We start from the raw sequence: 8778 nt of genomic DNA on the forward strand, positions 1-8778 counted from the left end.
AACCTCAACCACCCACCGGCGGTCAGACGCCGAGCCGGCGCGCCACCACCCCACCCCACTGCCGCGTACTCCACCCACCAGCCCTCAAGCCGACGACGAAACCCGCGCTGCCCGCCGCTGATCCCGTCACCGATGTCCACGCGGGATCTCCCACGCCCGGATCGTCACTCGCACAGGATCGCGGTGGCAATGGCAGGTGTACGTGTACGAGTGCCCTTCCTCCGCATTCGCATCCGCCACCGTCACGAGCCCCTCCGGCTCGTCCGACGGCGACATCCACGCGTACAGCACGCCCACCGCCAGCACGACCATGCTCACCGCGATCGACACCGCGCCCCAAAGTGCCCTGTCGGTCGTCGGTTCCATCTCCATCACCCACAGGCTCCCGTTCCCAGTTCGGCCCAGACCGTCTTGCAGGCACCCGGTCCCGGCGTGATGCCCCAGCGGTCCGCCAGTGCGTCGATCAGGAGCAGGCCGCGCCCACGTTCGGTGTCCGGTGGGGCGCCCGTTCGTACGGTCGGTACGTGTCCAGGGCGGGTGTCCGTCACCTCGATACGGAGCGTGTCCGCCGTCGTGAGCGTGAGAGTGAGCCTGAAGTCCCTTCCGGGCGCGCTCCCATGCAGCGCGGCGTTCGACGCCAGCTCGGCCACGACGAGCGCCGCCGTCTCGGCGGGCACCTCCCACGAGCGCAGTTGCTCCACCGTGAGCAGCCGCGCGAGCCGGGCGCCTCGGCGAGTGGAGGACAGGCGGACACAGAACTTCCGTGCGGGAAGCGTTGGTTGGGCCGACGGATTGCGATCACTATTTTCGAGATTCACATCACACAGCGTGGCCGAGTGTGCGTAGGCTGAAAAGTGACGACGCCCGTACGGACGGTGACCGTCCGGTCGGGGCGCGAGGTCTGGCGGAACTTGTCCGGCCTGTACACCGTGACCTCTCGTGCGCGTCGGTGCCGTAGAACGACGACAAGCGAGTCGGAGGGCCCACAGTGAGTATCGACAGCGGCAGCACGGACTACACCACGGACGGCGCGGACGAGCCCGACTGGGAACCCGACTCCGGGGACGACTCCGGTGCGGTGATCGCGGCGGTCGCCCGTCAGATCAAGCTCTGGCGCGAAGCGGCGGGTTTGACGCAGACGGAGTTCGGCACGGCGGTCGGATACGGCGAGAACCACATCTACAAGCTGGAGGCCAGAAAGCGCATCCCCAGGCCGGAGTTCCTGGACCGTGCGGACGAGGTTCTGGGGGCAGGCGGCAAGATCGCGGCGATGAAGAAGGACGTGGCGGAGGCGAGGTATCCGAAGAAGGTCCGGGATCTGGCCAAGCTGGAGGCGGAAGCCGTCGAGCTGGGCGCGTACGGCAACCACAACATGCACGGGCTGTTGCAGACGGAGGAGTACACGCAGGCGCTGTTCGAGATGCGGCGCCCTGCCTACTCCCGGGACGAAGTCGCCCGACAGGTCGCGGCCCGGATGGCACGGCATGAGATCTTCGAGCGTCAGCCCTTGCCAACGCTGACGTTCGTCCAAGAAGAGGTGACCCTGCGGCGGCCCATCGGAGGCACAATGGTGTTGCGTCGACAGCTCGAACACCTACTGGAGGTAGGGCAGTTGCGGCACGTTGAGATCCAGGTGATGCCTACGCACCGCGAAGACCATGCCGGGATGGGAGGCCAGCTTCAGCTCCTGAAACTCGACGACGGTTCTGCAGTGGCGCATTGGGAGGGCCAGTTGGCCAGCCGCCTGATCTCGAACCCGAAGGATCTCCGGATCATCGAGCTGCGGTATGGAATCATCCGGTCCCAGGCTCTGACTCCACGGGAGTCGCTGGCCTTCATCGAGAAAGTGCTGGGAGAGACATGACCCACAAGCCCTCCGCCCCCGGCGGTTCCGCGCTGGAGTGGATCAAGAGCAGCTACAGCAGCAACGACGGCCCGGAGTGCGTCGAGGTCGCCGCCACCCCGGCCGCTGTCCTCGTCCGCGACTCGAAGCACACCCACGGCCCTCGCCTCGGGTTTGCCGCGACCGCCTGGGCCGACTTCGTCTCGTACACCCGCGAGCGCTGAGCCGCCCGCGGGCGGCGCGGACAGGGCGGACATCCCGCCCGAGTCCGCTGGACCGTCCTGGGTGCGTGCTGTTAGCTGAGAAGCGGTTCCGTGGTGCCCCGGCCCGGACTAACCGGACGATCAAGAGAGGTGCCCGGTGCAGACACCCCGCCTGGAGGAGGTGCGCCTGACCTCCTTCAAGAGCTTCACCGACCAGCGCTTGCCGCTCCAGGCGCTCACCCTTCTGATCGGCCGTAACGGCAGTGGCAAGTCGAACGCGCTGGACGCTCTGACGGTCCTCTCCCGGCTGGCGCTCGGCGAGCCGGTACGGGACGCGCTCGACGGGCCTCGGCACGGCGGGGAGGAACCGATCCGCGGCGGCGCCGAGGGGTGCGCTCCTCTGGGGCGTGACACTTTCGCCATCGGCTGCCGGGTGCGGGTCGGGGAGGCGGTGTACGACTTCGATGTCGAGATCGAGGTGCGGCCCGCCGTCCGCATCCTCCGTGAGCGGCTGGTAGCCGTGGAGGGGGCCCTGTATGGCAACAGGAGGTTGCCGTCCGGCCGTGTCCTGTTGGCGACGCGACCGTACAGACCGCATGAGGACCTGTTCACGCTGCGGTACTTCAATGGCCGGAAGGAGCTTGAGGAGGGCGGCATGCTGAGCCGGGACCGGCTCGCCTGTTCCCTGGCCCCGCTGCTGCTACCGGAGACAAGAGCCGGTCATCTGGTGCGGGAGGCCGCCCGCCATGTGCTGGCCGCGCTCAAGGAGGTCTTCCTCCTGGACCCGGTCCCGCACCTCATGCGCCGGTACGTCCCCGAGCGTGACACCGAACTGCGTCGCAGCGCGGACAATCTCAGCGCGGTGGTGGCTGAGCTGAGGCGCCACGACCCACGGGCGTTCGGCCGGCTGAAGAAGCTGATCAGCGGGATGCCGGAGTACCCGGTGGTCGATGTGGACACGGTCGTCACCTCCCTCGGGGACGTACAGCTCGTGCTCCACGAATCCGGGTTCCATGGCGCCGTGCACGAGATCCCCGCTCGGCTCCTCAGCGACGGGATGCTCCGCTTCCTCGCCTTCGGTACGGCGATGCTCGATGTGTCCGAACCGAGCAGCGCCACGGATCTCACCTGGCCCGAGCGGCTTCTGGTGATCGAGGAGATCGAGAACGGGCTCTATCCCACCCAGGCCGCCCGGGTGCTGCGGCTCATGAGGGAGGAGTCGCGGCGAGGGCGGATCGAGGTCCTCTTCACCACCCACAGTCCGGCGCTGCTCAACGCGCTCACCGCGGAGGACCACTCCGGAGTTCTGGTCTGCACCCGCGACCCGGACTCGGGCGAGAGCCGTCTGACGCGTCTCACCGATCTTCCCGGGTACGTGGAACTCCTCGCGGCCGGTGATCTGGGCGATGCCGTGACCAAGGGGCGGCTGCCGGACGCCGTACGCCCACGAGACGCCGAAGTGACCAGCGTTGAGGACTTCTTGAGGAGCCTGTGAGCAAGCAACGTCGGCCGGGACTCCGGCTCCCCGTCGTCGATTTCCTCGACACCTCGGTCTTCGTGGAGATCCTTGACATTCCCTTCAGGAATGATCACCGCACCGAGATCCTGGCCGAGATGGACGCCAGGCTGAAGGAAGGCGTCCGGTTCGTCCTGCCTACGGCGACCGTCGTGGAGACCGGCAATCACGTCTTCCAGATCGCCGACGGCTCGGCCCGCCGCCGGTGCGCGGGTAAGTTCATGGGGCTGCTGCGCAGGACCGCGGTCGGTGAAGCCCCGTGGGTGCTGCACGAGCGCACCTGGGACGGGTCCTTCCTGGTGTCTCTGTGCGACGGTGTCAGCACAGGGATGGATCTGGCCGAGCACGCCGTCCGGCGGCAGCTCGGGACGGGCGATCTGAGCATTGTGGTCGAACGTGACCTTTACGCCTCCCGCGCGCAGGCGGAGGTCCGTATCTGGACCCTGGAAGCCACGATGGGGACGTGGGCCGAGCTGCCCTGAGAGGGCCGAGCCCCCCTGAGAAGGCGGATGATTGGCGCGGAGGATTCGCCGATCAGCCCGTGGGGTACCCTTTCCGGCCCGATTGGCCAGGCGTGAGGCCGCTGTGGCACACTAGCCAGGTTGCTCGGTTGAGTGCCGATGCTGCGCGCCTCCCGCCGGGAGGACCGGAAGCGAGTCCCACAGTACTCGTCGTCCCAACTGCCTTATGGGCAGCGCTGGGACGGACGTACGGGAATCTTCCGGGAAGTGTCAGCGGGGCTCCGGCCAGGCGCCCGGTGGCCAATGCTTGATATAGCGGCCTGCGACCGGCTCGCGGACTTGGGCCGCACCCCCTCGGCTGGGAAATCCTTCGGGAGTTTTGAACAGAGGGGATGCGACACGCCCGACCGCGTGGGTCGGAGCAGAGCGCGAGGTCACCAGGTTCCAGAGCGTTACGAGAGACAGGACTACGAAGCAGCCATGGCGGGACAGAAGATCCGCATCCGGCTCAAGGCCTACGACCACGAGGTCATCGACTCATCGGCGAAGAAGATCGTCGAGACGGTGACGCGTACTGGTGCGTCGGTCGCGGGCCCGGTGCCGCTGCCCACTGAGAAGAACGTGTACTGCGTCATCAAGTCGCCGCACAAGTACAAGGACTCGCGCGAGCACTTCGAGATGCGCACGCACAAGCGCCTGATCGACATCCTCGACCCGACGCCCAAGACCGTTGACTCGTTGATGCGCCTGGACCTTCCGGCCGGCGTCGACATCGAGATCAAGCTCTGAGAGGCGCGGAAGAGATGGCAAAGCAGATCAAGGGTGTCCTGGGCGAGAAGCTCGGCATGACCCAGGTCTGGGACGAGAACAACCGTGTCGTCCCGGTGACCGTCGTCAAGGCCGGGCCCTGTGTCGTTACCCAGGTCCGTACGAATGACTCCGACGGCTACGAGTCGGTCCAGATCGCCTTCGGCGAGATCGACCCGCGCAAGGTGAACAAGCCCCTCAAGGGCCACTTCGCCAAGGCCGACGTGACCCCGCGCCGCCACCTGGTGGAGCTGCGTACCTCCGACGCCGGCGAGTACACGCTCGGCCAGGAGGTCACCGCCGCCGTGTTCGAGTCCGGCGTCAAGGTCGACGTCACGGGCAAGAGCAAGGGCAAGGGCTTCGCCGGTGTCATGAAGCGTCACAACTTCAAGGGCCTCGGCGCCGGTCACGGCACCCAGCGCAAGCACCGCTCTCCCGGTTCCATCGGTGGCTGCGCCACCCCGGGCCGTGTGTTCAAGGGCATGCGGATGGCCGGCCGTATGGGCAACGAGCGCGTGACCACCCAGAACCTGACCGTTCACGCCGTTGACGCGGAAAAGGGCCTGATCCTGATCAAGGGTGCGGTTCCTGGTCCGAACGGCGGCCTCGTCCTGGTCCGTACCGCGGCCAAGGGGGCTTGAGGTAATCCATGAGCACCATTGACATCCTTTCGCCGGCGGGCGAGAAGGCCGGGACCGTCGAGCTCCCCGCGGAGATCTTCGACGCCAAGGTCAGCATTCCGCTGATCCACCAGGTCGTCGTCGCCCAGCTGGCCGCTGCCCGACAGGGCACGCACAAGACCAAGACCCGCGGCGAAGTCCGCGGCGGTGGCAAGAAGCCGTACCGCCAGAAGGGCACCGGCCGCGCCCGTCAGGGTTCGACCCGTGCTCCGCAGTTCGCCGGCGGTGGCGTCGTTCACGGCCCCCAGCCGCGTGACTACTCGCAGCGGACCCCGAAGAAGATGAAGGCCGCCGCCCTGCGCGGTGCCCTCACCGACCGGGCCCGTCACTCCCGTATCCACGTCGTCTCCGGCGTGGTCGACGGCGATGTGTCCACGAAGGCCGCCAAGACGCTGTTCGGCAAGATCTCGGAGCGCAAGAACCTGCTCCTGGTCGTCGAGCGCGCCGACGAGGCCGCGTGGCTGTCCGCCCGCAACCTGCCCCAGGTCCACATCCTGGCGCCGGGCCAGCTGAACACGTACGACGTGCTCGTCTCCGACGACGTGGTCTTCACCCAGGCCGCCTTCGAGTCCTTCGTGTCCGGCCCCTCCAAGGCCACCGACGCCGCAGGCGCCGACGACACCGAAGGGAGCGAAGCCTGATGGCCGAGGTCACCAGCAAGACCTACACGGACCCGCGCGACATCCTCGTCAAGCCCGTGGTCTCCGAGAAGAGCTACGCGCTGCTCGACGAGAACAAGTACACGTTCATCGTCGCGCCCCACGCCAACAAGACCCAGATCAAGCAGGCCGTGGAAGCGGTCTTCTCGGTCAAGGTCGCCGGGGTCAACACGATCAACCGCCAGGGCAAGCGCAAGCGCACCCGCACCGGTTTCGGCAAGCGAGCCAACACCAAGCGCGCCATCGTGACCCTCGCTGAGGGCGACCGTATCGACATCTTCGGCGGCCCGGCCTCCTGACGGAGGCTGGATCGTTCAGAAGTCCGGAATCTTCCGAGGACTGAGAAATGGGTATCCGCAAGTACAAGCCGACGACCCCGGGCCGTCGTGGCTCCAGCGTCGCCGACTTTGTCGAGATCACGCGGTCCACGCCGGAGAAGTCGCTGGTCCGCCCGCTGCACAGCAAGGGCGGCCGTAACAACGCCGGTCGTGTGACCGTCCGCCACCAGGGCGGTGGCCACAAGCGCGCCTACCGTGTGATCGACTTCCGTCGGCACGACAAGGACGGCGTGCCCGCCAAGGTCGCGCACATCGAGTACGACCCCAACCGCACCGCGCGCATCGCGCTGCTGCACTACGCCGACGGCGAGAAGCGCTACATCATCGCGCCGCGCGGCCTGGCGCAGGGCGCCCGTGTCGAGAACGGCCCGGCCGCCGACATCAAGCCCGGCAACAACCTGGCGCTGCGCAACATCCCGGTCGGTACGACCATCCACGCCATCGAGCTGCGGCCCGGCGGCGGCGCGAAGTTCGCCCGCTCCGCGGGTGCCTCCGTGCAGCTGCTGGCGAAGGAGGGCTCCATGGCCCACCTGCGTATGCCGTCCGGTGAGATCCGGCTGGTCGACGTCCGCTGCCGCGCCACCATCGGCGAGGTCGGCAACGCCGAGCAGTCGAACATCAACTGGGGCAAGGCCGGCCGTATGCGCTGGAAGGGCGTCCGCCCGACCGTCCGCGGTGTGGCCATGAACCCGGTCGACCACCCGCACGGTGGTGGTGAGGGCAAGACCTCCGGTGGTCGCCACCCGGTCAGCCCGTGGGGTCAGAAGGAGGGTCGTACTCGTTCTCCCAAGAAGGCGAGCAACAAGTACATCGTCCGCCGCCGCAAGACGAACAAGAAGCGCTAGGAGCGGGTTTTCAGATGCCGCGCAGTCTCAAGAAGGGGCCCTTCGTCGACGACCACCTGATCAAGAAGGTGGATGTCCAGAACGAAGCAGGCACCAAGAACGTCATCAAGACCTGGTCCCGTCGCTCGATGATCGTCCCGGCCATGCTGGGCCACACGATCGCGGTGCACAACGGCAAGATTCATGTCCCGGTGTTCGTCACCGAGTCCATGGTCGGCCACAAGCTCGGTGAGTTCTCGCCGACTCGCACCTTCCGCGGCCACGTCAAGGACGACCGGAAGTCGAAGCGCCGCTAACGCGGGGTGGAACGACTATGACTTACACCGAAGGGACAACCATGGAAGCCAGGGCCCAGGCGCGGTACATCCGCGTCACGCCCATGAAGGCCCGCCGAGTGGTGGACCTCATCCGTGGCATGGATGCCACGGAGGCTCAGGCGGTCCTGCGTTTCGCCCCGCAGGCCGCGAGCGTGCCGGTCGGCAAGGTGCTGGACAGCGCCATTGCCAACGCCGCGCACAACTACGACCACACCGACGCCTCTTCGCTGGTCATCAGCGAGGCGTACGTGGACGAAGGTCCGACCCTGAAGCGGTTCCGTCCGCGTGCCCAGGGCCGTGCCTACCGGATCCGTAAGCGGACCAGCCACATCACCGTGGTCGTCAGCAGCAAGGAAGGAACCCGGTAATGGGCCAGAAGGTTAACCCGCATGGGTTCCGGCTCGGTATCACCACGGACTTCAAGTCCCGTTGGTACGCCGACAAGCTGTACAAGGACTACGTCAAGGAAGACGTCGCCATTCGTCGCATGATGACGAAGGGCATGGAGCGGGCCGGTATCTCGAAGGTCGAGATCGAGCGCACCCGCGACCGCGTCCGTGTGGACATCCACACCGCTCGTCCGGGCATCGTCATCGGCCGCCGCGGCGCCGAGGCCGACCGTATCCGCGGCGAGCTGGAGAAGCTGACCGGCAAGCAGGTCCAGCTCAACATCCTTGAGGTCAAGAACCCCGAGGTGGACGCTCAGCTCGTGGCCCAGGCCGTGGCCGAGCAGCTCTCCTCGCGTGTCTCCTTCCGTCGTGCCATGCGTAAGAGCATGCAGTCGACGATGAAGGCCGGCGCCAAGGGCATCAAGATCCAGTGCGGTGGCCGTCTCGGCGGCGCCGAGATGTCCCGCTCGGAGTTCTACCGCGAGGGCCGTGTGCCCCTGCACACGCTCCGTGCGAACGTCGACTACGGCTTCTTCGAGGCCAAGACCACCTTCGGCCGTATCGGTGTGAAGGTCTGGATCTACAAGGGCGACGTCAAGAACATCGCCGAGGTGCGTGCCGAGAACGCCGCGGCCCGCGCCGGCAACCGTCCGGCCCGTGGCGGCGGCAACGACCGTCCCGCCGGCCGCGGTGGCCGTGGCGGCGAGCGTGGCGGCCGTG

Annotated in this window: 14 protein-coding genes; 12 read left to right on the plus strand and 2 right to left on the minus strand. The window is 67.2% G+C overall.

What is annotated here, in order from left to right; translation table 11 throughout:
* Positions 1 to 126 precede the first annotated feature (126 nt).
* Both GA0115259_RS22255 and GA0115259_RS22260 read right to left on the minus strand, forming a co-directional pair.
* On the minus strand, positions 127 to 372 hold the full coding sequence (locus GA0115259_RS22255) for a hypothetical protein (RefSeq protein WP_141716655.1): 246 nt from the start codon (positions 370 to 372) through the stop codon (positions 127 to 129).
* Positions 372 to 818, minus strand: coding sequence for an ATP-binding protein (locus GA0115259_RS22260; protein ID WP_093600060.1), 447 nt, complete (start codon positions 816 to 818; stop codon positions 372 to 374). Before GA0115259_RS22260 ends, GA0115259_RS22255 begins: the two co-directional genes overlap by 1 nt.
* A gap of 170 nt (positions 819 to 988) precedes the next feature.
* On the opposite strand from GA0115259_RS22260, the gene GA0115259_RS22265 reads away from it, so the two are divergent.
* The 12 genes from GA0115259_RS22265 to rpsC form a co-directional block, all read left to right on the plus strand.
* Positions 989 to 1864: a helix-turn-helix domain-containing protein gene (locus GA0115259_RS22265; RefSeq protein ID WP_093600063.1), complete on the plus strand. Its 876-nt coding sequence runs from the start codon at positions 989 to 991 to the stop codon at positions 1862 to 1864.
* A complete protein-coding gene (locus GA0115259_RS22270) occupies positions 1861 to 2067 on the plus strand; it encodes a DUF397 domain-containing protein (protein ID WP_093600066.1) in 207 nt (68 codons plus the stop codon). The genes GA0115259_RS22265 and GA0115259_RS22270 overlap by 4 nt, the downstream gene beginning before the upstream one ends.
* A gap of 136 nt (positions 2068 to 2203) precedes the next feature.
* Complete coding sequence (locus tag GA0115259_RS22275) at positions 2204 to 3541, plus strand: AAA family ATPase (protein WP_093600069.1); 1338 nt, start codon at positions 2204 to 2206, stop codon at positions 3539 to 3541.
* The gene (locus GA0115259_RS22280) at positions 3538 to 4044 is read left to right on the plus strand and encodes a hypothetical protein (RefSeq protein WP_093600072.1); all 507 of its coding nucleotides are present in this window, start codon (positions 3538 to 3540) and stop codon (positions 4042 to 4044) included. Before GA0115259_RS22275 ends, GA0115259_RS22280 begins: the two co-directional genes overlap by 4 nt.
* 459 nt (positions 4045 to 4503) lie before the next feature.
* The gene (rpsJ, locus tag GA0115259_RS22285; RefSeq protein WP_003948644.1) at positions 4504 to 4812 is read left to right on the plus strand and encodes a 30S ribosomal protein S10; all 309 of its coding nucleotides are present in this window, start codon (positions 4504 to 4506) and stop codon (positions 4810 to 4812) included.
* Positions 4813 to 4826: 14 nt separating this feature from the next.
* A complete protein-coding gene (rplC, locus tag GA0115259_RS22290) occupies positions 4827 to 5471 on the plus strand; it encodes a 50S ribosomal protein L3 (RefSeq protein ID WP_093600075.1) in 645 nt (214 codons plus the stop codon).
* Positions 5472 to 5479: 8 nt separating this feature from the next.
* Positions 5480 to 6151 carry a 50S ribosomal protein L4 gene (gene rplD, locus GA0115259_RS22295; protein WP_093600078.1) on the plus strand — a complete coding sequence of 224 codons (672 nt, stop codon included), beginning with the start codon at positions 5480 to 5482 and terminating at the stop codon, positions 6149 to 6151.
* On the plus strand, positions 6151 to 6468 hold the full coding sequence (rplW, locus tag GA0115259_RS22300; RefSeq protein WP_066943608.1) for a 50S ribosomal protein L23: 318 nt from the start codon (positions 6151 to 6153) through the stop codon (positions 6466 to 6468). The genes rplD and rplW overlap by 1 nt, the downstream gene beginning before the upstream one ends.
* 47 nt (positions 6469 to 6515) lie before the next feature.
* On the plus strand, positions 6516 to 7352 hold the full coding sequence (gene rplB, locus GA0115259_RS22305) for a 50S ribosomal protein L2 (RefSeq protein ID WP_093600081.1): 837 nt from the start codon (positions 6516 to 6518) through the stop codon (positions 7350 to 7352).
* 14 nt (positions 7353 to 7366) lie between these two features.
* Positions 7367 to 7648: a 30S ribosomal protein S19 gene (rpsS, locus tag GA0115259_RS22310; RefSeq protein WP_030351437.1), complete on the plus strand. Its 282-nt coding sequence runs from the start codon at positions 7367 to 7369 to the stop codon at positions 7646 to 7648.
* A gap of 41 nt (positions 7649 to 7689) precedes the next feature.
* Positions 7690 to 8037, plus strand: coding sequence for a 50S ribosomal protein L22 (gene rplV, locus GA0115259_RS22315; protein ID WP_004571827.1), 348 nt, complete (start codon positions 7690 to 7692; stop codon positions 8035 to 8037).
* Positions 8037 to 8778 (plus strand): 30S ribosomal protein S3 (gene rpsC / locus GA0115259_RS22320; RefSeq protein ID WP_093600084.1); only part of this gene is annotated, 742 nt, incomplete at its 3' end. The genes rplV and rpsC, both read left to right, overlap by 1 nt.

The sequence above is a fragment of the Streptomyces sp. MnatMP-M17 genome (genome assembly GCF_900091995.1).
GTDB lineage: Bacteria > Actinomycetota > Actinomycetes > Streptomycetales > Streptomycetaceae > Streptomyces.

Coding starts and splice junctions, on each gene's coding strand:
- rplC (WP_093600075.1), top strand. CDS start 4,827: ATGGCAAAGCAGATCAAGGGTGTCCTGGGCGAGAAGCTCGGCATGACC.
- GA0115259_RS22255 (WP_141716655.1), bottom strand. CDS start 372: ATGGAGATGGAACCGACGACCGACAGGGCACTTTGGGGCGCGGTGTCG.
- rplV (WP_004571827.1), top strand. CDS start 7,690: ATGGAAGCCAGGGCCCAGGCGCGGTACATCCGCGTCACGCCCATGAAG.
- rpsJ (WP_003948644.1), top strand. CDS start 4,504: ATGGCGGGACAGAAGATCCGCATCCGGCTCAAGGCCTACGACCACGAG.
- rpsS (WP_030351437.1), top strand. CDS start 7,367: ATGCCGCGCAGTCTCAAGAAGGGGCCCTTCGTCGACGACCACCTGATC.
- GA0115259_RS22270 (WP_093600066.1), top strand. CDS start 1,861: ATGACCCACAAGCCCTCCGCCCCCGGCGGTTCCGCGCTGGAGTGGATC.
- rplB (WP_093600081.1), top strand. CDS start 6,516: ATGGGTATCCGCAAGTACAAGCCGACGACCCCGGGCCGTCGTGGCTCC.
- rplD (WP_093600078.1), top strand. CDS start 5,480: ATGAGCACCATTGACATCCTTTCGCCGGCGGGCGAGAAGGCCGGGACC.
- rplW (WP_066943608.1), top strand. CDS start 6,151: ATGGCCGAGGTCACCAGCAAGACCTACACGGACCCGCGCGACATCCTC.